18 protein-coding genes are annotated in these 20,824 nt (G+C 60.4%); 9 read left to right on the top strand and 9 right to left on the bottom strand.

What is annotated here, in order from left to right:
• Nucleotides 1-146: 146 nt before the first annotated feature.
• The 3 genes from GR183_RS04625 to GR183_RS04615 form a co-directional block, all read right to left on the bottom strand.
• Entirely contained in the window at nucleotides 147-548 is a 402-nt protein-coding gene (locus GR183_RS04625) for a helix-turn-helix domain-containing protein (protein WP_160774430.1), read from the bottom strand.
• 147 nt (nucleotides 549-695) lie between these two features.
• Nucleotides 696-1,706 (bottom strand): helix-turn-helix transcriptional regulator, encoded by a 1,011-nt coding sequence (locus GR183_RS04620; protein ID WP_160774429.1) that lies wholly within the window; start codon nucleotides 1,704-1,706, stop codon nucleotides 696-698.
• A gap of 343 nt (nucleotides 1,707-2,049) precedes the next feature.
• Complete coding sequence (locus GR183_RS04615; RefSeq protein ID WP_160774428.1) at nucleotides 2,050-3,252, bottom strand: Aq_097 family APC-type transporter; 1,203 nt, start codon at nucleotides 3,250-3,252, stop codon at nucleotides 2,050-2,052.
• Between the two features lie 184 nt (nucleotides 3,253-3,436).
• Between GR183_RS04615 and GR183_RS04610 the strand changes: the two genes are divergently transcribed.
• A complete protein-coding gene (locus GR183_RS04610) occupies nucleotides 3,437-4,336 on the top strand; it encodes a haloalkane dehalogenase (RefSeq protein ID WP_160774427.1) in 900 nt (299 codons plus the stop codon).
• 520 nt (nucleotides 4,337-4,856) lie between these two features.
• A complete protein-coding gene (locus tag GR183_RS04605; RefSeq protein ID WP_160774426.1) occupies nucleotides 4,857-7,142 on the top strand; it encodes an AAA family ATPase in 2,286 nt (761 codons plus the stop codon).
• 316 nt (nucleotides 7,143-7,458) lie between these two features.
• Here GR183_RS04605 and GR183_RS04600 read toward each other — a convergent pair whose 3' ends face one another.
• The 4 genes from GR183_RS04600 to gatC all read right to left on the bottom strand — a co-directional run bounded on the left by GR183_RS04600 (nucleotide 7,459) and on the right by gatC (nucleotide 11,722).
• Complete coding sequence (locus GR183_RS04600; protein ID WP_312846789.1) at nucleotides 7,459-8,661, bottom strand: cation:proton antiporter; 1,203 nt, start codon at nucleotides 8,659-8,661, stop codon at nucleotides 7,459-7,461.
• A gap of 75 nt (nucleotides 8,662-8,736) precedes the next feature.
• Nucleotides 8,737-9,852: an NAD(P)/FAD-dependent oxidoreductase gene (locus GR183_RS04595; protein WP_160774425.1), complete on the bottom strand. Its 1,116-nt coding sequence runs from the start codon at nucleotides 9,850-9,852 to the stop codon at nucleotides 8,737-8,739.
• 45 nt (nucleotides 9,853-9,897) lie between these two features.
• Nucleotides 9,898-11,376, bottom strand: coding sequence for an Asp-tRNA(Asn)/Glu-tRNA(Gln) amidotransferase subunit GatA (gene gatA, locus GR183_RS04590; protein WP_160774424.1), 1,479 nt, complete (start codon nucleotides 11,374-11,376; stop codon nucleotides 9,898-9,900).
• Nucleotides 11,377-11,434: 58 nt separating this feature from the next.
• Complete coding sequence (gatC, locus tag GR183_RS04585) at nucleotides 11,435-11,722, bottom strand: Asp-tRNA(Asn)/Glu-tRNA(Gln) amidotransferase subunit GatC (RefSeq protein WP_160774423.1); 288 nt, start codon at nucleotides 11,720-11,722, stop codon at nucleotides 11,435-11,437.
• 244 nt (nucleotides 11,723-11,966) lie between these two features.
• Between gatC and GR183_RS04580 the strand changes: the two genes are divergently transcribed.
• Nucleotides 11,967-12,446 carry a YHS domain-containing (seleno)protein gene (locus GR183_RS04580; RefSeq protein ID WP_160774422.1) on the top strand — a complete coding sequence of 160 codons (480 nt, stop codon included), beginning with the start codon at nucleotides 11,967-11,969 and terminating at the stop codon, nucleotides 12,444-12,446.
• 71 nt (nucleotides 12,447-12,517) lie between these two features.
• Here the strand turns inward: GR183_RS04580 and GR183_RS04575 are convergent, their stop codons facing one another.
• Nucleotides 12,518-13,225, bottom strand: a complete 708-nt coding sequence (locus GR183_RS04575) for a metal-dependent hydrolase (RefSeq protein ID WP_160774421.1) — start codon at nucleotides 13,223-13,225, stop codon at nucleotides 12,518-12,520.
• Between the two features lie 132 nt (nucleotides 13,226-13,357).
• Here GR183_RS04575 and ruvX point away from each other — a divergent pair, with 132 nt between their 5' ends.
• Nucleotides 13,358-13,855, top strand: coding sequence for a Holliday junction resolvase RuvX (gene ruvX, locus GR183_RS04570; protein ID WP_160774420.1), 498 nt, complete (start codon nucleotides 13,358-13,360; stop codon nucleotides 13,853-13,855).
• Between the two features lie 3 nt (nucleotides 13,856-13,858).
• Nucleotides 13,859-14,785 (top strand): AEC family transporter, encoded by a 927-nt coding sequence (locus GR183_RS04565; RefSeq protein ID WP_160774419.1) that lies wholly within the window; start codon nucleotides 13,859-13,861, stop codon nucleotides 14,783-14,785.
• A gap of 2 nt (nucleotides 14,786-14,787) precedes the next feature.
• Here the strand turns inward: GR183_RS04565 and GR183_RS04560 are convergent, their stop codons facing one another.
• The gene (locus GR183_RS04560) at nucleotides 14,788-16,521 is read right to left on the bottom strand and encodes an acyl-CoA dehydrogenase family protein (RefSeq protein ID WP_160774418.1); all 1,734 of its coding nucleotides are present in this window, start codon (nucleotides 16,519-16,521) and stop codon (nucleotides 14,788-14,790) included.
• Nucleotides 16,522-16,625: 104 nt separating this feature from the next.
• On the opposite strand from GR183_RS04560, the gene GR183_RS04555 reads away from it, so the two are divergent.
• The 4 genes from GR183_RS04555 to dprA are packed head-to-tail and all read left to right on the top strand — an operon-like array spanning nucleotide 16,626 to nucleotide 20,704.
• Complete coding sequence (locus GR183_RS04555) at nucleotides 16,626-17,594, top strand: aspartate carbamoyltransferase catalytic subunit (protein ID WP_160774417.1); 969 nt, start codon at nucleotides 16,626-16,628, stop codon at nucleotides 17,592-17,594.
• A gap of 16 nt (nucleotides 17,595-17,610) precedes the next feature.
• A complete protein-coding gene (locus tag GR183_RS04550) occupies nucleotides 17,611-18,912 on the top strand; it encodes a dihydroorotase (RefSeq protein ID WP_160774416.1) in 1,302 nt (433 codons plus the stop codon).
• 26 nt (nucleotides 18,913-18,938) lie between these two features.
• Nucleotides 18,939-19,559, top strand: coding sequence for a glycerol-3-phosphate 1-O-acyltransferase PlsY (plsY, locus tag GR183_RS04545; RefSeq protein WP_160774415.1), 621 nt, complete (start codon nucleotides 18,939-18,941; stop codon nucleotides 19,557-19,559).
• Nucleotides 19,556-20,704: a DNA-processing protein DprA gene (gene dprA, locus GR183_RS04540; protein ID WP_160774414.1), complete on the top strand. Its 1,149-nt coding sequence runs from the start codon at nucleotides 19,556-19,558 to the stop codon at nucleotides 20,702-20,704. The genes plsY and dprA overlap by 4 nt, the downstream gene beginning before the upstream one ends.
• The last annotated feature ends 120 nt before the right edge of the window (nucleotides 20,705-20,824 follow it).

Raw genomic sequence — 20,824 nt, 5'->3', positions numbered from 1 at the left:
GGCAGCTGCCCTGGAAATCTTGCAGGGATCACCGGGGTGGCGGCGCTGCCTGCCTGGATGCAAAGTCGCCATACGCTCCGTCGAGCGTGTCTCTATTCGCTGAAAATGAACCGATCGCGCCACGGCGTCTTACCATTTCGTGCCAATCAGTCCGCCCGTGGGCGTGCAGGCAATTTCCTGACAGGGGTGCGGTTTGCGCAATCGCATTGCCTGCCCGATTTCTGCTGATACCTGTAGGCGCGGGGTTGCATGTTCATCTGCCGCATGAAGGCGCGGCTGAAGCTGCTTGCGTTCGCAAAGCCCAAACGCGTGGCGATATCGCATATCCGCCTGTTGGACTTCGCGAGCAGGTGGCAGGCCCTCTTGATGCGGACGTCGGAAACGAGTTCGCTGTGGCTGGTACCCGTCTCGGCGAGATAACGTTGCAGCGACCGGGCGCTGAGGCCGAGTTTTCGCGCCGTACGATGCACGGAAGCGTCCCCGTTCGGCAGCAATCCGGCGATTGCCGCGCGAATGGCCTGGCGAGAGGGTCTCGGGTTGGCGATCATGGCGCATCTGGAGGGCTGCGGACCCCTCCTGTTCTTCGATTTGGCAACAGCCTAAGGGCAAATTGTCCTGCTGTATGTCCATGACGCGCCAAAATTCAAATCGCCTGGTAGCCCACGGGCAAAAACCTGCAAAACCGCGACAAAAAATCAGCCGGCATGCGCCGTCTTGCCGCGAAACTCGCGTGGCGTCACGCCGGCAATTCGGTGGAATGCGCGGGAAAAATGAGAGGGGCTGGCATAACCGGCGGCATAGGCCACGTCGATGATCTTGGCATCGGTTTCCCTGAGCATCCGGGCGCTTTTTTCAAAGCGGATGTGGTCGAGCAGGCGTGTGTAGGTCAAACCCGCGTGGGAAAGTTCGCGCTGCAGGCTGCGGACGCTCGTTCCCAGGATTTCCGCCGCTTCGGCGATGGTGGGCACATGCTCGTCCAGATACGTCGCGAGCATCAGTTTGAAGGTGCTGATGAAATCCGTGTCGATGGGCTGAACCCGGTCCGCCGATCGGCGCGGCGCACGGCATCTTGCCCGGATCGGCAGGCTGAGCTGCTCCAGAGGAATGTCGAGCCAGGTCGTTTTCTCTCCCCGCAGGAAGCGCGTGCGGGGCCATCGCGACAGCGTCTCCGCGTGGGGAGTGTAGAGGGATTGAAAGGCGAAGGTCGCCGGCGCCCAGTCGGGGCCCGCGAATTGCCGGATGATGTAGATCGTCATCAGGTTCTGGATCCACTGCGCATGCTCCAGATGCGGCATATGGTCGGCTCTCGGGGCGATATTCGTGTAGCAAATTCTCAAGTCGCCCTCATGCCGGATTAGCCGGACACGCAGTGAACTGTCTTCGACCCGGGCGAACCTGCACACGTTTTTCAGCGCGACAAACAGTGTAGGCGAATGAAGAACCAGCGCCCGGGACTGCCCGGTCAGCGTTTCGAAGCTCAGGCGCCGGCCGGCAAGGAAGCCGATGTCCCTGATGCCTTGCGAAAGCTCGGCCGTGGAGACAAAGCGCAGGACCGGAAATAGCGGCAGGTAGCAATCGGACTTGTCTTCAAGGTGGGTCGGCAAGTGGAATTCGGACAAAAGCGCAACCGTCGGCGCCCCCGCCTCGTTCAGGACGTTGGTGAACGGCAGGACGAAGGCACTGCGTGTTAATGGAATGCTCTCCATCGGCATCCCCTCGCGCCTGACGGTTGCCGTGCCAAATCCGGATAGGATTTGGCGGCAAGCGCATATTCAGGAAATCGACCTGATATAGAACAATCTCAAGGCTACACGCCTATTGTGCAATTTCATCAGCGCACATCAAGTTTATTTCAAGGCAAATGAAGCATTTAAACCAGATAGATAACTATTTTTCTTATAGATAAATATGATTATGCAACTATAAAGTGATGTCTTCTAAACTCTTGATTTGTGGTTCACAATAAATACTACCATAAATGTGACAATTGTTCTCATTTTGGAGTTTCCGTGCGACTGCCCCACGTGCCAGGCATCGGGCATTGGAGCTTCAGCCGGTTCCGTTCTCCACGGATGTGCCGAATATGACAATGGCAAGGCTGAGGAGCGAGAGGCATGAATAGAGCGCGAAGCGCAAGGATGCCCCTTCTTTCCTTGCCAGGATCGCCGCGATAAACGCCTGCAGGCAGTAGTACATCGCGAAAGCCCTGGATGCGTAGCTGATGATCTGGAACACGCTGGAAGACCAGGTGATCGCCAGCCCGATAACGACCAAAATCGCATATCCGCCGCGCTGGCTGACCTTGCCCCCCGTGAATTCCTCGACCAGCCCGCCAGAGCCGCTGGTGTCGGCGACGGCGGCGCTGAACTGCGCGGCAAGAGCCGCCGCCACGAGGAAAAACGGCAGGATCGCAGCAACCACCCGCGTCATGTCGACGATCGCGGTCTCGCTGAGCTTCAGGTCGCCGCGCTTGAAGATATAGGCGAGAAGCACGATGTAGATCATGTAGATGAGGGTTGAAAGCAGCTGTGCCAGGCGCATGGAGCGAGCGCGCACTTGCGCGTTGTATTCGCCGCCGAGGTAGCGTGACGTTTCGAACCCCTGAACGGTGATGATCAGCCCGAACGCCAGCGTCAGCCCGGCCCAGCCGTGCCGGTTCATGTCGTTGAGCACAAGTTCGCCGTTCGCCGTCTTTTCGAAGAAGTATTCTCCCAGGCCGATCAGCAAGCCCGCGATGATCGCGAGCTTGAGGGAAACCGACGCGTATTCGAGGCCCTCGAGGGATTTGAAACCCCCGGTCCATCCGAAAAACAGGATCACCGCAAACACCGCCGATGTCAGCAGCCTTGCGCTGGACGGATTGGCTTCCACGACGAGGCTGAGGCCGAAAGCGCCGAACAGGTTGAGATAATAGGCAACGGAAATGACATAGGCGAAGGCAAGCACCGCCGATGAAGCCACGTCGACCCCGCGCGTCAGTTTCGTGCCGCCGGCCCCTTGCTGATGGACGATATTGTAGCGGATCGCCGATCCGAGCAGATACGCGATGACGCAGAGGCCCGCCATGGCGGCCGGCGCCCACTTTCCGTACGCGAAATCCAGTATCGGCCCCAGCACGAGGAACCCGCTGCCGATGATCGAGGCGAGCGGCGTCACCGCGGCGCGCCATGCCGCGGCGTTCTTCACCCCCGGCAGCCACAGCAAGGCGCCGGTCGCGAGTACCGTGAGAATGATCAGGACGTCCAGGGCCATCGCATTTCCGCCGCCGCTTCCTGGAAGGCAGGAAAGATTCGGCATTTCACGTCACGTTGGCACGTCCCGAACCGTATGGCGAGGCCCCTCGAATTGCCATGCCGGTCTGGACGTTGGCAGGATTGCGGGCGAAGCTCCGGACAGACACGACGGCAATCTTCGAAGCAGCGGCGAAAGGTGGCTCATGGACGTATTGAGAACGCGGGACGACCGCTTTGCCGACCTGCCCGGTTATGGCTTCGCGCCGCACTATGTGGAGGACCTTACGGGTTATGAGGGGCTTCGGGTGCATTATGTGGACGAGGGCGCGCAGGATGCGCCGCGCACGTTCCTGTGCCTGCCGGGCGAACCGACATGGGCCTATTTGTACCGGCGCATGATACCGGTATTCGAAAGTTCCGGCGCGCGCGTGCTCGCGCCGGACTGGCTGGGCTTCGGGCGCTCCGACAAGCCGGTCGATGATGGGGTCTACAGCTTCGATTTTCATCGCGACATGATGCTTGCCTTCATCGAGAAGCTGGATCTTCAAAACATCACGCTGGTGGTGCAGGACTGGGGCGGAATTCTGGGCCTGACCCTGCCGATGGATATGCCCGGCAGGTTTTCACGGCTGATCGTCATGAACACGGCGATCCCGGTTGGAGAGAGCCTTGGCGCCGGTTTTCAGGCCTGGAAAGACTATGTGGCAAGCCGGCCCGACATGGATTGCGCCGCACTGATGAAGCGGGCCTGCCCGCACCTGAGCGACGCTGAGGCGCAGGCCTATGAAGCGCCGTTTCCGGATCGGCGCTACAAGGCGGGCGTTCGCCGGTTTCCGCAATTGGTGATGATTGAGGCGGGCATGGACGGCATCGAAACGGCGAAGCGCGCGCGGCATTTCTGGCAGAACGAATGGCAGGGCGAGAGCTTCATGGCCATCGGCGCGAAAGACCCGGTGTTGGGCGTGCCGGTCATGAGCGAACTTCGCAAGACCATACGCGGCTGCCCCGAGCCGATGATCCTGAAAGATGCCGGGCATTTCGTGCAGGAATGGGGCGATGAGGTCGCGCGGGCCGCGTTAAAGCATTTCGGCGACGATGGCTGACCGAACCTTCAGCCCTGATGCCGCCGGGCCTGAGTCTCCCGAGGCCCGAAGCCATGCGTGTGGGGCGCTGCGGTTGGGTGCAGTTACCTGAGAGCAGGATGCTCCGGCGGGAACCCTGGATTATCTCCGCGCGTGCCCCAAAGCGGATAGTGCCTGGATCAAATTCAAAGTGCCTAATGGGCAGGACGCGGTCTCTTGCTGCAATGCGGACGACTGGCCGGAGTGGAGCCGACTTCTGACGGATAGGTTTCGTCGGTAAAGTCAAGGATGCAGACATTCCCACACAGCGGGCCCGCTGTGGCATTCTGCCTAACGTGCATTAGGACCTGACGGAGCAAAGGTCCGGAAGGAATTTGTAGCTACCGTTCAGCAAGACCTTGGAAAATACATTGGTAAAGCGAACCAAGGATTAAAAGCGGGCATTCGTCGCGGACGCAAAATGCTCCAGTCTTGCATTGGCGGAAGTTGCTGATAACATCTGTACAACTCTTCATTAATATCTACTTCTGGACAATTGAAGGTGATCATCAGTCGAATTGCCGAGCTAAAGCAGGCTGGAGTTTGGAAAGATTTTGCCGCTGCCGCTGACCTACATTTGGCGCCTCGCACTTTGATTTATGGGTTCAACGGATCGGGGAAAACTACCCTGTCGAGGGTATTTTCTTCGATGCAGAGGGGAAGCTTGGAAGAGCGATTGCCAACTGAAACCGCTTTCAAAGTAGAAGCGTCAGACGGCACGACCGTTACACAAGACCCTATTTCTAACCCTTTCGGGAATAACCTGCTGGTTTTCAATACAGACTTCGTTTCCAGAAACTTTGAGTGGGATTCAAGCAGCACGAAGGGGATTGCCTATCTGAGCGAAAAGAAGGTCGATGCCCGAAAAGAGTTCGACGAGATAGTCCCGCGACTTTCAGCGGCAAAGCAAAAGACCAAGGCAAAGGAGAAGGCGAAGGCTAAAGCTGACAAGAACTTGTCAGAATTTAAAACTAGAGTGGCTCGAAATATCCGTGAGTTGGCGTCGTCGAGCAATTACACGCAGTCCTACGACGCGCGAAAAATTCAAGGGCACTATTCGAAAGCATACTTCGGCGCGGAAAAAAAGCTGTCCGAAGATGACCTTAAGAAGCACCAAGGTGTGCTTAATCAGCGTGAGCCGCTGCCAACCCTTGTTTTTTCCCCGAGCCTTCCGGACGGTTTGGCCGACTGGTTCAAGGCCGGTCAGTCACTCCTCACCCAGAGTGTTTCCGGCATCGCCCTGAAAGCGTTCGAAGCTCATTCGGATGCTCTTCGCTGGGTCGAGAAGGGGCTTCACTATCATAACGAGCATAGTTTAACGGACTGTCTACTTTGCGGTAACCCATTCTCGGAAGACCGCCGAGCTAAGCTCCAAACTTTGTTCGACAAGTCATGGACCGAGGCATTGAGAGCCTTGGAAGACGCCGTGAAGCGCGGACAGGAACACCAACAAGCCCTGAGAGAGCTTTACCGTTCCATCCCCAAGAAAGCCGAAATTACCATAGACGAGCGCGAAGCTTTCACCATGACCCGAGTGTCTATGGAGACCGCTATTAAGCAGCTTGGTGTGTGTGTCGGTGAGCTTCTCAAGGGCCTAGAAGTAAGGGTTGCGAATCCTACGAAGGAAGTGCTGGTCACGGGCGAGCTGGCAGACTTTGACCTCGACCACTGGCTTATGGAGTATGCGACCATCGAGGCTGCCTTGGCGGCGATCGTGAAGAAGCACAACGATGACTTTGTGAGCTTCGCGGCAATGCAGAAAGACGCCTTCACCAAAATCGAAGCGCATGTCTTGGCGACGAACCAAAGCGAGTGGAATCGTCTTCAGAAGGATGCGCAAGACGCTGAGACGGAACTGACAACAGCGCAAACAGACGAGAAGGGCCTTTCCGGCCGTCAGTTGGAACTTCGCAACGATTTGCAAGATCACGGGGTTGGCGCGGACAAGATGAACGAACTCATTTGGGCTTACCTTGGGCACAAAGAGCTTCGCCTTGTTGCCGAGGATGGCGGATACAAAATCCTTCGCCCAAGCGGGAAACCTGCAACAGAGCTGAGCGAAGGGGAACGCACGGCAGTTTCCTTCTGCTTTTTCTTGACCCAACTGGCTGCTGAGGGCCGCAAACTTGAAAACCTGGTGCTGGTCATCGACGATCCGATTTCGAGCCTCGATACCGCCGCTCGGACCTATGCCTACAGTTTAATGACCCGCATGACCAAGAAATGTGCTCAGGTCATTGTTCTCACCCACAACACAAGCTTCATGAACATGGTGAAGCGCGAGTTTCAAAACCTCCAGAAACGGGAGGACACTAAAAAGGTGACGGCGCTTCTGTCTCTCGACTGTCGAAGCTCAGGAGAAGGGAACGACCGCATAACTTCGCTGGCCCGTATGCACGGGCTGTTGGTGAATTTCGACAGCGAGTATCACTACCTTTTCAGCCTGGTTCAGGATGCGGCGCATAAGAAGTCGACAGACTATGTGTTCTTGCTTCCGAACGCGACGCGAAAGCTGCTGGAGATGTTCGCGACATTCTGTTCCCCTGGGCAGGCCAGCTTCGCCGGAGCGCTTGGGGATCACCACGAAGCGGTGAAAGACAAGCTCGATATTCGCGCGCTGGAACGCCTTATCCAAATCGAGTCACACGGTACAATCGACGGTCTTGGCACTCTGCCAGACCTCACGCTGGAGGAAGCTATCCGCGCGGCTGATGCGGGCATCAAGTTCATCAAAGAGGTTGGGAAGGACCACTACAAGAAGATGTGCGCTGCTTGTAAGGTTGAATGACCTTTTTGGACGGGTTGAGCCCTGCGCTACGCTTGAAACTCTTTGGCTTCGTAAATTCCGCTTCCTGCGCATCATGATCGCTCGTGTTCAGCGCAGCGAACAACCGCTCCCCATCCTTTGTGGTCATTCGTTCAAGTTGCAACAAACGACTGCTTTCGGGAAACATGACTGGAAACTCGAATGACTGTTTTGAAGGCGCAAAGCAGTCATTCGTTTCAACGTATGCCGATTCCTCCTTCAGACCGATGATCGACAATGATCTGACGTTTGTTCCAGACGATCCCGCTGATGTTTCCGAAGGCCCTTGGCTCTGCCTTCACAAACCCTCAGCCGTATCCGTCTCCCTCCTCTCCCCCTCCTCGAGCAGCCGCGACAGGGGCTTCGCGCTAAGCCCGTGCGCGATAACGCTCATGAGGATCGTGACGGAGACCACAAGGCTGATCGTTTCATTTCCCGGCATGTCGGCGTCGATCGCCATGACCGCGAACACGATGCTGGCGAGCCCGCGCGGGCCGAACCAGCCGATAAATAGCTTTTCCTTTGCGCCGGGCATTCTCCCCTTGAGGCCGAGCCGGACGGGAACCATGCGCACGACGGTGAGGCTTAGCGCCGCATAAATCGCGGCCTTCCATGTCAGTTGCCCCATGAGCGGACCGACCACGACTGCGCCGAAAAGCACCCACAGGCAAAGCGCCAGAGCATCGCCAAGCCCTTCCGCCGCCTCCAGCAGCGGGTCCTTGTGCTGCTTTTCAAGCGCGCCGAACGCCAGCCCCGCGACGAAACAGGCGATGAAGCCGCTGCCGCCCGCCCATTGCGAGGTTGCGAAGCAGGCAAGCGCGAGTGCCGGCACGAGCACCTGATTCCAGCTTCCGGAGATCCACCCGCGTGCCGAACAGGCGCCGATGGCGTGAACCGCAAGCAGGCTGAAGACCAGCCCGATGCCGACGCCAATGCCGATTTGGGCAACCGCGACCTTGAGAGCATATTGCCCGAGGGCCTGCGGCTCCACCGTTTCCATGACCACGGCAAGCGCCACAAGGAAGAAGGGCACGCAGATCCCGTCGTTCAGCCCGCTTTCCACATTCAGCGCGGTCCTGATGCGGATCGGCACGGCGCGGTCCGTGACCACCGCCTTGCCGAGTGCCGCATCGGTAGGTGCCAGCGCGATGGCCAGCACCGCGACACCGGCAAGCCCAAGTTCGGGAAAAAGCAGATATCCGGGAACGATGCCCGCCGCGATGACAAGCGGCAGGCCTACGAGAAGCAGCCGCCGGGGAAGCGAAAGGCTGTGGCGCAGTTCCGCCATGTCTGTGTTCGCGGCATCGGTGAACAGGACGAACGCCAGCGCAAGTTCGGCAAGCGTGCGCAGCACTTCGGCTTCCACATCGGCGTTGAGGAGCGAAAGACCCGCAGGCCCGAGCGCCAGACCGGCGGCCGTGAACAGGAACGCGCCGGCGAACGGCGTTCGCTCGAAGGCATTCGCCGTAGCGCCGTAGGCGAGTACCGCAACCGCAAGAATGGCGACTGTGCCGTAAATATCCGTCCCCTCCGGCTGGCGGCTTTTTTCCGCTTGTCACGCTCATCGCTGCTGCCTTCAGCCGGCAAGCTCTCTCGCGACGATTTCGCCAATCATAAGCGAGGATGTGAGGCCCGGGGATTCTATTCCGTAAAGGGCTACGAGGCCCTGGGTTCCATGCGTTTTCGGCCCGTGGACAAGAAAGTCCGCCGCCGGTTCGCCCGGCCCCGCCACCTTGGGGCGGATGCCGCAATAGTCCGGCGTAAGCGCGCCGTCCGGCAGGTCCGGCCAATAGGTCCGGATCGCCTCGTAGAACCGCTCTCCGCGCGCCGGATCGACGGTGTAGTCGATCGTTTCGACCCACTCCACGTCCGGGCCAAAGCGCGCCTGCCCGCCAAGGTCGAGGGTGAGATGCACGCCGAGGCCGCCCGGTTCCGGCACGGGATAAATGAGCCTTGAAAAGGGCGCGCGTCCCTGTGCCAGACGGAAGTAATTACCTTTCGCGTAATATGTGCGCGGAATCCGGTAACTGTCTGGAATTCCGTAAAATTCATTCATCAGACGGGAAGAGGAAAGTCCGGCGGAGACGACAAGCATCCGGCAGTCGAGGGTGAAGCCGCCCTCCGCCGAGGTTTCGACGCGAAAGCCCCCATCGTCCTTGCGGGAAAGCGCAGTCACTTCCGTGTTGAGGGCGATGAAGCCGCCGTGGTCTTCCATCTCGCCCTGCAGCGCCAGCATGTAGGCGTGGCTGTCGATGATCCCGGTCGAGGGCGACAGAAGCGCGCCGTGACAGTTCAGCGCCGGCTCCAGCGCCAGTGTCTCTTCTCGTGACAGGAAACGGAGGTCGTCGACGCCGTTATCCCCGGCCTTATCCCCGATGGCTTCAAGTTCGCTAAGCTGGTCCTCGTTGGTCGCGACGATGAGCTTGCCGATCTTCGCGTGCGGAACCTTGTGGTCCTCGCAGAAGCGGTAGAGCATGTCGCGGCCCCGGACGCAGGCGCGCGCCTTCAGGCTGCCTGTCGGGTAGTAGATGCCGGCGTGGATGACTTCACTGTTGCGTGAACTCGTCTCGGAGCCGATCAGGCCGTGGCGCTCCAGCACCACGACCTCGTGTCCGTTCAGGGCAAGCCGGCGGGCGATCGCGAGGCCGACGACCCCTGCCCCGATTATAACCGTCTCGACTTTCTCAGGCACCTTTTTCACCCCCAAATGCCATGAGATGGGACGGCCTGGAATTCTCTACGACGCCCACCATTCCTGCGGCTGGAAGCGGCCCGCCGCATCCTCGATCACCTGGCCGAGCTGGAACAGCGTTTCCTCCTCGAAGGGCTTGCCAATCAATTGAAGACCCAGCGGCAATCCGCTTTCGGAAAGGCCCGCTGGCACCGAAATTCCGGGCAGGCCCGCCATGTTCACCGTCACCGTGAAGACGTCGTTGAGGTACATCGTCACCGGATCGGTGATCTCGCCCGGCGCAAACGCAGCGTCAGGCGTGGTCGGCGTCAGGATCGCGTCGACCCCGTCCGCCCAGGCGATGTCGAAGTCGCGCTTGATCAGCGTGCGCACTTTTTGCGCCTTCAGGTAGTAGGCGTCATAGTAGCCCGCCGACAGCACATAGGTGCCGATAAGCACGCGGCGCTTGACCTCGTCGCCGAAGCCGGCGGCCCGCGTGTTTTCGTACATGTCTATGATATCCTTGCCGGATTCGCGCAGGCCGTAGCGCACGCCGTCGTAGCGGGCAAGGTTGGAGGAGGCCTCCGCCGGCGCCACGATATAGTAGGCCGGAAGGGCGTATTTCGTGTGCGGCAGCGAAAGCTCGACGATCTCCGCGCCTGCGTCCTTCAGCCACTCGATACCGCGCTGCCAAAGCTCGTCGATCGCCGCCGGCATGCCTTCGACCCGGTATTCCGAGGGGATGCCGATCTTCAATCCCTTGACCGAGCGGCCGATGGCGTCTTCGTAGTTCGGCACCGGCCGGTCGACGCTCGTCGTGTCCTTCGGATCGACGGAAGCCATTGATTTCAAGAGGATAGCGCTGTCGCGCACCGTGTGCGCGATCGGCCCCGCCTGGTCGAGCGAGGAAGCAAAGGCGACGGTTCCCCAGCGCGAGCAGCGCCCGTAGGTCGGCTTGATGCCGACGGTTCCGGTGAACGCCGCCGGCTGGCGGATCGAGCCGCCGGTATCGGTCGCGGTCGCGCCCATGCACAGCCTTGCCGCAACGGCCGCCGCCGATCCGCCGGAAGAACCGCCCGGCACCAGCGCCTGGTTGGAGCCTTCCTTCTTCCACGGATTGACGACCTGGCCGTAGTAGGACGTCTCGTTGGAAGACCCCATGGCGAATTCGTCCATGTTGAGCTTGCCCAGCATCACCGCGCCGTCGGCCCAAAGGTTGGCCGTTACCGTGGATTCGTAGCGCGGCTCGAACCGGTCGAGGATATGGCTGCAAGCCTGGGTGTGGACGCCTTCGGTGGCGAAAAGATCCTTGATGCCGAGCGGAATGCCCTCAAGCTCCCCCCCCTCGCCCTTCGCCAGGCGCTCGTCCGAAGCCTTCGCCATCTCGCGCGCCTTTTCGGGCGTCACCTTGACGTAGGCGTTCAGATGCGGGTTCGCGGTCTCGATGGCGTCGAGAAATGCCCCTGTCAATTCACTGGAGGATATCTCGCGGGCTCTCAGCTTCTCGCGGGCCTCGGCGATGGTCAGGCGTGTCAGGTCGGTCATGGCGGAACTTCTGGGCTCAAGCAGGCTTCGGGAGGGGTGGCGCGGGGTTTTGGCCCGACTACTCGACCACCTTGGGAACGACGAAGAAGTTGTCTTCGGATACGGGTGCATTGGCCACGATATCCCCGGCCTTGTTCCCGTCCGTGACTTTGTCCTGGCGTTTCTTCATCGTCTGTTCAACGACCGACGTCATCGGCTCGACACCTGAAATATCGACCTCGCCGAGTTGTTCGACGAACTGCAGAATGCCGTTCAATTCGCCGGTCATGCGCTCCGCTTCCTGATCGCTGACCTTGATACGCGCAAGCCGCGCGACACGCTTCACCGTGTCGATGTCGACGGACATGGTCCACTCCGGTTCGTTAGGCGGGCATTCACCCGATGAGGATTCGATTTCCCACGGGCTATATCACCCGCCTTTCGCCTGCGGCAAGCAAAACACCCCTGCAAACCGCCAAATACGCCTGCGCGCGATGACCTAACCGTGAACGAAGAGTGCGAGAAACCGCCTTCAACCAGCCGGCCCGCCCACTATCTGCAAAATTGTGCGCACGAACCTTGTACCCCATCCGGCATCCGGAGGTTTGTATATGAAGCTGAAGTCCATAGTCGTTGGCGCGGCCCTGCTCGCCACACTTGCCGCACCCGCATACGCCGATGAAGTGACGAACTTCGTGAAAAACGGCTACGCCATCGGCGGTACCGATCCTGTCGCCTACTTTACCAAGGGCGAGCCCGTTCAGGGGGCCAGCGATTTTACCGCCGAATACCAGGGCGTGACCTGGAAATTCGCAAGCGCCGAACACCGCGACCTCTTCAAGGCCAATCCGGCAAAATACGCCCCGCAATACGGCGGCTACTGCGCCTTCGGCGCAAGCAAGGGCTTCAAGGTGCCGGTCATTCCGGAAGCCTGGAAGATCGTCGACGGCAAGCTCTATCTCAACAACAATCCCAACGTTCAAAAGCGGTTCGAACAGGATTACGCGGAAATCATCCACGACGCCGATCTCAACTGGACGATCATCAAGTCGAAGCCCAAGGATAAACTGAAGGAGCCGATTATCCGGTAAGCACCTGTATTCACGAATAAAAAGCCCGGCTTGCGAGAGCCGGGCCTTCAATCCCGAACCAATTCGGGGCCTCAGGTCTCGATCCAGCCACCGGGCTCCATCGATGCGACCCTGAACGCATCGCCGCCCATCTCCTCGATGAATTTCTCCGTATTCTGGTCGAGGATCGGAAATGTCCCGTAATGGCAGGGAACCACGACGTCGAAGTTGAAAAACCGCTTGCAGGCAAGCGCGGCGGTCCTTGCGCCCATGGTGAAACGATCGCCGATCGGAACGATGCCCACCTTCGGCGCGTGGATTTCGTTGATGAGCGCCATGTCCGAGAAAATATCCGTATCGCCCATATGATATATCGGCGGTTCGTCCTTCGGGCGGACGACAATGCCGTTCGGATTGCCGAGGTAAACCGGCGGCCATCCACCGGCAAGGCTGGACGAGGTGTGGTGCGCCTGCGTCAACGATACTGAAAAAGGACCAACATCCACGGTCCCGCCGCATCCCATCGGGTTGATGTTCTCGATCCCCTGCGCTTGCGCCCACATCGTGATCTCGAAGTTCGCGGTAATTTGCGCACCGGACGCCTTGGCAACGGAAATCGCATCGCCGATGTGGTCGTCATGTCCATGCGTAAGCAAAATATGCGTGACGCCCTTCGCCACATCATCGACGCTCAGGGAAGACGGAAAACTTGGGTTTCCCGAGAGAAACGGATCGAAAAGAAGCGTTGCACCGGAAATCTCCACTCGAAATGCCGAATGTCCGTACCAGATGATTTTCATCTCGACCCACTCCCAAACAAACAGTGCGCTACTGTAACGCGCGTAATGCTACAGAGAAACCGTAACTGTCCGTAAATATCACGCCTTTTCAAACAATAGCAGGCCGGTCCGATTCATGCTAAAGCCCGCCGCATGCCAATCGATCCCGCCTTGTCCCACGAAGAATTCGCCGACCGCATTCCGCCCCGGAAAAGATTGATCGGGCTTGATCTCGGCACAAAAACCATCGGTCTCGCCCTTTCCGATCTGGGTCTGTCGATCGCCTCCCCGCTTGAGACGATTCGCCGCAAGAAATTCGGCCTCGACGCGGCACGGCTCATCGAGTTGTGCAAGGAGCACGAGGTCGCGGGCCTTGTTATCGGCCTGCCACTCAATATGGACGGGAGCGAGGGGCCGCGCGCGCAGGCGACGCGCGCCTTTGCCCGCAATCTCTCCGCCCTCACCGACCTGCCGATGACCTTTTGGGACGAGCGGCTGTCGACCGTTGCCGTCACCCGAACGCTGATAGATGCCGACCGCTCCCGCGCAAGACGAGCCGAACTCGTCGACAAGATGGCGGCGGCCTACATCCTTCAGGGCCTGTTGGACCGCCTGGGGTTTCTGTCGCAATCCGACGATAGAGACGATTGAGCGATGATGGTGATCGTCAACGCCCTTCTGCCGGTGCTGATGGTGATCGCCTGTGGGACGATCGTCGCACGCCTCGGCATCATTACGGGCGATCAGTGGCGCGGCGTCGAAAAAATCGCCTATTTCGTCCTGTTTCCGGCAATCATCATTCATACCGTCGCGAGAACGGACTTTTCGACGCTTCCCGCGTTCGCCATGGCGGCGACGCTGCTTGGATCGATCCTGATTACCGCGACGATCGCGCTGGTTCTCCGTCCGGTCCTGGAACGCAGGTTCAAGGTCAACGGCCCGCGCTTCACATCCGTATTTCAGGGCGCAGTCCGCTGGAACACGTTCATCGGTCTGGCGCTCGCGGACGAAATCATGGGGCCGCAGGGGGTTGCCCTGCTCGCGGTCGCGATCGTCGCGATGATCCCGGTTCTCAACATCACCTGCGTGATCGTGCTGTCGCGATACGCGCATGGATCCAGCCCGAGCCCGGCCAAAATCGCGACCGATCTCATCCGCAATCCGTTCATCTGGTCTACCGCGCTCGGTTTGTTCTTGAACATTACCGGCTTTCCGCTGCCTGAATTCGCGATGACGACACTCAAGATCCTTGGTAGCGCCGCCCTGCCGATCGGGATCGTGTGCGTCGGCGCAGGTCTGAATCTGGCGGCATTACGCCGGCCGGGCCCCGCACTTGCCAGTTCCGCCATACTGAAGCTGGCCGTCATGCCGCTCGTCGCATTTTCGCTCTCATCGCTCGCCGGACTTCAGGGCGCGGCATATCTTGTCGTAATGATCGCAATGTCGGTCCCCGCCGCCAGCGGGTCATATCTGCTTGCCCGCCAGATGGGCGGCGATGCAAATTTGATGGCGGAAATCCTGACGTTCGAGACGGTGCTTGCCGGCGTTACCATGCCGCTTGTGCTGCTGATCGCCACCTGATCCTATCTCTTCGGCGGATATAGCCAGTCGACCAGCCCTTTCAGGTCGAAACGCGCATCGAGCATGCCGTATGTCGACCGCCATTGGCCGGCCAGCCGGCTTTCGATAAAGGCGTCCGACAATACGGCGGGCGCCACCTCGCGCAGTGCTGCCGCCGCACCCGTCAGCGCCAGTTGCTCAGTCAGGATGCGCGACGAACCGGGATCGTCGACACAGGCCTTGGCGGCCGCGCGCAGGACATTGATCGACACCGGACCCGTGGCGCCGAGCGTCTTTTCGATCTCCTCCAGAACAAGATCGAGCGTCTCCGCCTCACGCCCCAGCGCACGCACGACATCAAGCGCCATGACGTTGCCGGAGCCTTCCCAGATCGCGTTGACAGGCGCTTCGCGATAAAGGCGGGCGAGGTCGAAATCCTCCGTATAACCATTACCGCCAAGGCACTCCATCGCCTCATAAATGAGCGAAGGCGCTATCTTGCAAACCCAATATTTTACGGCCGGCGTCATCAGGCGCAGGTATGCGGCATCAACCTCGCTCTCCGCGGCCCGGTCCATCGCCCTTGCAAGACGGATGACCAGCGCGGTCGCGGCCGCCACATCCAGGCTCATATCGCCGATGACCCTCATCATCAGCGGCTGTTCGAAAAGGGTCGAGCCGAAAGCAACCCTTTCACGCACATGATGGACGGTGCGCGCGGCGGCCGCGCGCATGAGACCGGCGGAGCCGACCGCGCAATCGATGCGCGTCGGGGTGATCATGTCGATCACCGTACGGATGCCGGCACCTTCCGGCCCGATACGCTCGGCGTATGCATCTTCGAATTCCACCTCCGACGAGGCGTTGGAGTGGTTGCCGAGCTTGTTCTTCAGCCTGCGCACGCGGATGTCGTTGACCTTCCCGTCGGGCGTGAAGCGCGGAAGCAGGAACGCCGTCGGCCCTTCCTCCGTCCTGGCCAGGACAACGAAAGCATCCGACATGGGCGCGGACATGAACCACTTGTGCCCGGTCACGCGGTAGGTCCCGTCTTCCGCCGGCACCGCCGTCGTCGTGATGCGGCGAAGGTCCGTGCCGCCCTGCTTTTCGGTGAAACCCATACCGAGGGTGACGCCCGTCTTTTCGGCCGCCGGGCGGAAACGGTGGTCGTACTTGCGGGCGCGAATGCGCGGCAGCCACTCTTGCGCGACCGAAGGTTCATGCTTGAGCACCGCCCCGGCAGCATTCGTCATGGTGATCGGGCAAAGATGGCCGGCATCCGTTTGCGTCGTCATGTAGAAAGCGGCTGCGCGGAGCGAATGGCGCCGCCCCGTTCTTGCCTCGTCGTCATCCACCATCGCCATGTGCAGGCCGGCTTCCGCGGAGCGGCGCATCAAGGCGTGATAGGCCGGGTGAAAGTCCACCGTCTCGAGCCGGTTTCCGTAGGCATCGTGGGTATGCAGAACCGGGGGATGCCTGTTGGCGAGCCGGCCGAACTCCTGCGCTTCGTTCGACCCCCAGAAACGGCCGAGCGCCGAAAGCTCGCCCTCGGCCTGTTCGTCGAGCATGTTTCCGAGCGCCGCGATAAGCAGCGGGTCGCCGTCGAAAAGATTGTAACCGGCGTAGGGGCTCGGCTGGTTCGTCACCTCGTGCGTGCGAAACCGTTCAACGGCCGGCGCGGCGGCAGGCGCTTGCGGCTCGTCAACCGCCTCATTGCCCGCCTGCGGATTGCTGTCGACAGCGCTGTCTTGATCGGACATATCGCCTTATGCTCCCGACTCTTATCAATTCCTGCGAATAGCTTAGCACGCATTGCGCCGACGTCTTGCCCTATCGCCCGCAAAGGCCTAAGAGGATGGCTTTAATGAGCGCAAACCAAACATCCCGTGGCGGCGGCCCCCACCCCGCCTTCCCGCACCGGCATCTCCTCGGCATTGAAGGTCTTCAGCCGCAGGAAATACTGGGTCTGTTGGATCGCGCCGAAGAGGCGATCGAAGTCAGCCGGCAGGTGGAAAAGAAAAAAGCGGTGCTGCGCGGGCGCACCCAGATCAATCTCTTCTTCGAAGCATCCACGAGAACGCAATCGTCCTTCGAAATCGCGGGCAAGCGGCTCGGCGCCGATGTCATGAACATGTCGGTCTCATCGTCTTCGGTAAAGAAGGGGGAGACGCTGATCGACACAGCGGCGACGCTCAACGCCATGCACCCGGATATCCTGGTCGTGCGTCACCACGCGGCCGGCGCGGTGGAGCTTCTGGCCAACAAGATCGACTGCTCCGTCATCAACGCCGGCGACGGCCCGCACGAGCATCCGACCCAGGCGTTGCTCGACGCGCTGACCATGCGACGTCACAAGGGCAAGATCGCGCGGCTCGTCGTTGCGATCTGCGGCGATATCCTGCATTCGCGGGTCGCACGCTCCAACATCATCCTGCTGAATGCACTCGGCGCCAGGGTCAAGGTCATCGCCCCGTCCACGCTCCTGCCGGCGGGAATCGAAAAAATGGGCGTCGAGGTGCATTCCTCCATGAAGGAAGGCCTGCGGGACGCGGATATCGTCATGATGCTGCGCCTGCAGCGCGAACGCATGGCAGGCTCGTTCGTGCCCTCGGTGCGCGAGTATTTCCGCTATTGGGGTCTTGACCGCGAAAAGCTCAGCTATGCCAAACCGGACGCGCTCGTCATGCATCCAGGTCCCATGAACCGGGGCGTGGAGATCGATCCGGAAATCGCCGACGGGCCGCAAAGCCTCATCCGCGAGCAGGTCGAAATGGGGGTTGCCGTGCGCATGGCCGCGCTTGAAGCTCTTGCAGAGCATCTGCCGAACAAATGACGACGGGATGACGATAATGGCGGACAGCGCAAGACCAGTCGCACTGATCAATGCCCGCGTGATGGACCCTTCCCGCAATCTTGACGAGGCGGGGTCCGTATTTGTCGCGGACGGAAAGATCCTTGCAGCCGGGCCGCAGGCATCCACCGACACACCGCCGGAAGGCGCCGAAGTGATCGACGTAAAGGGCGCGGTCGTCGCGCCCGGCCTCGTCGACATGTGCGTGAGCGTGGGAGAACCGGGGGCGGAACACCGCGAAACGCTGGCAAGTGCCAGCGAAGCCGCGGCGGCCGGCGGGGTCACCACCATCGTCACCTTGCCGGAAACCAACCCGGTGATCGACGATCCAGCCCTTGTGGATTTTCTTCTGCGCCGGGCCCGGGACACGGCACTTGTAAATGTGCGGCCGATGGCAGCTCTTACAAAAGGCCTCAAGGGCGAGGAAATGAGCGAAATCGGCCTGCTCGGCGAAGCGGGCGCGGTCGCCTTCACCAACGGCCACCGCTCTATCGCAAGCTCGCGGACGATGCGCCGTCTCCTAACGTATGCCCGCGATTTCGGAGCCCTCGTCATCCACCACACCGAAGACCCGGAGCTTGCGGCCAACGGCGTGATGAACGAAGGATTGAACGCAAGCTGGAAAGGACTTTCCGGCTCGCCGCGCGAGGCCGAGTTCATCATGCTGGAGCGGGACTTAAGGCTCGTCGCGCTGACCAGGGGCAGGTATCACGCCCAGATGATCTCCTGCAGCGACAGCGCCGAAGCGATCCGCCAGGCGAAGCGTGCCGGCCTGGACGTGACGGCGGCGGTTTCGATCAATCACCTGACATTGAACGAAAACGACATCGGTCCCTATCGGACCTTCTTCAAGATGGCGCCGCCATTGAGAGAGGAAGACGACAGGCAGGCGATGATTGGAAGCCTTGCCGACGGCACGATCGACATCGTCGTCTCCAACCACGACCCGCAGGACGTGGAAACGAAACGCCACCCTTTCGCCGAAGCGGAGGATGGGGCGATCGGGCTTGAAACGCTGCTTGCGGCTGGCCTCAGGCTTGTCCACAGCGAAGACGTGCCCTTGCTCAAGCTGCTGGCCGCCATGACCTGCAACCCGGCAAGGCGCCTTGGGATCGACGCCGGAACGCTTCGACCCGGCGCGCCTGCCGATATCACGGTATTCGATCCCGACCGGCCCTGGATCCTCGACGAGACGAAGATCCGCTCGAAGTCCAAAAACACACCCTTTGAGGACGCACGCTTTTCCGGCCACGTCCTGATGACGATTGTTGCAGGGCGCACCGTCTACAATTACGCTTGAGAGCGAACGCAACCGGAGGATGCAAAGTGCCGGACCCGATCAGCTGGGCATTTTCCTGGCCGTATTTCATTGCCGCACTTGTCTTCGGCTATCTGCTGGGCTCGATTCCCTTCGGCCTTCTTCTCACGAAATTCGCAGGCCTCGGCGATATCCGCAATATCGGCTCAGGCAACATCGGCACAACCAACGTGCTGCGCACGGGCAACAAGGGGCTTGCCGCGCTTACCCTCCTCGGCGACATGCTGAAGGGCACGGCCGCCTACCTAATCGCCTACCGGTATTACGGACCGGATATGGCGGTCACCGCGGGTTTCGGCGCATTCCTGGGCCACCTTTTCCCCGTCTGGCTCAGGTTCAAGGGCGGCAAGGGGGTCGCGACCTACCTCGGCATCCTGCTCGCCCTTAACTGGCAGGCGGCGATCGCCTTTGCCGTCATCTGGATCGCAGTTGCCGCCGTCACGCGCTTTTCCTCCCTTTCCGCGCTCACGGCGAGCCTCGCAACACCGCTGCTGCTCGCATTCTATTTCCGCGAACCACAAGCTTCGGAACTGATGGCTCTTCTTTCCGTGCTGCTGTGGATCAAGCATGCAGGCAACATCAAACGGCTTCTTTCGGGCACCGAAAGCCGGATAGGCTCCAAGGGATGACGGAACTTTCGGACCGGATCGTTCATCGTCCGCCCACGCTTGCCGAAAAGCGCGACTGGCTGCGGCTCATCAGATCCGAAAACGTCGGCCCCAGCACCTTTCACCGCCTTATGCGCCACTACGGCTCAGCGGAGGCAGCGCTGGAAATGCTGCCCGAGCTTTCCCGCCGCGGCGGCGGCAAGGGCGTGCGCATCGCCTCCTCAGCAGATATCGACGAGGAGATCGAGCGTCTTGAAGCGATGGGTGGGCACCTGATCGCGATTGGCGAGGAAGACTATCCGGCCCATCTTGCGCATATCGACGGCCCGCCGCCTCTTCTTTCGGTTCGCGGCAACCCTCGCGCGCTCGCGCATGAGGATATGCTCGCGATCGTCGGCGCGCGCAACGCTTCTCTCACGGGACGAAAGATCGCCGGAGAAATTGCCCGCGACCTCGGCGAAGCGGGTTTTACGGTGGTCTCCGGCCTCGCGCGAGGGATTGACGGGGCAGCGCATGAAGCCGCGTTAAGAACCGGCACGATCGCGGTCTTTGCGGGCGGTATAAACGTGCTCTATCCTCCGCAACACGAGGCGTTGCTTTCGAACATCATCGACCTTGGCGGAGCGGCGATCAGCGAAATGCCTCTCGGCTGGCGGCCGAGGGCGCGGGATTTCCCGCGCAGAAATCGCCTGATATCGGGACTTTCGCGCGGGATCATCCTGATCGAGGCCGCTCGCGCATCCGGCTCGCTACATACCGCGCGCTTCGCGGTGGAGCAGAATCGGGAGGTCTTCGTCGTTCCCGGCTCCCCCCTCGACCCGCGCTCGGAGGGCGGAAACCGGCTTATCCGCGAGGGGGCCGCGCTTGTCGGCACGGCAGAAGACATTCTCGAAAGCCTCGGCAACGGGCGCAACATCATCCGCCCGGCGCAACTGGGTTTCTTTAGCGAGGAAACATCTTCGGAAGAATTCGGCCCGCTCGACGATACGGATCGCGGGCGCATCATTTCGGCGCTCGGCCCCACCCCCGCCGACGCTGACGAAATCGCGCAATTCACCGGCCTTCCGGCCCGCGCGATCAACGTCGTGATCCTGGAACTTGAAATAGCAGGCCGGCTGGAACGGCACTCCGGCGGCAAGATATCGCTCATCGACGCGCGAAACTGACCAAGTTTCCCTATATTTTCCAAGGCATTATATCTGCTTTGGCTAAAAGTCGGCAGCAGAAGCCCTTGACCGCGTTCACTGAACGGGCCATTTGACAGCCGACTTCCGATTGGTGATCGT

The organism is Stappia sediminis, assembly GCF_009826895.1.
In the GTDB taxonomy this organism is placed as follows: Bacteria; Pseudomonadota; Alphaproteobacteria; order Rhizobiales; family Stappiaceae; genus Hongsoonwoonella; species Hongsoonwoonella sediminis.
This window is presented reverse-complemented; position numbering and strand designations above follow the sequence as displayed.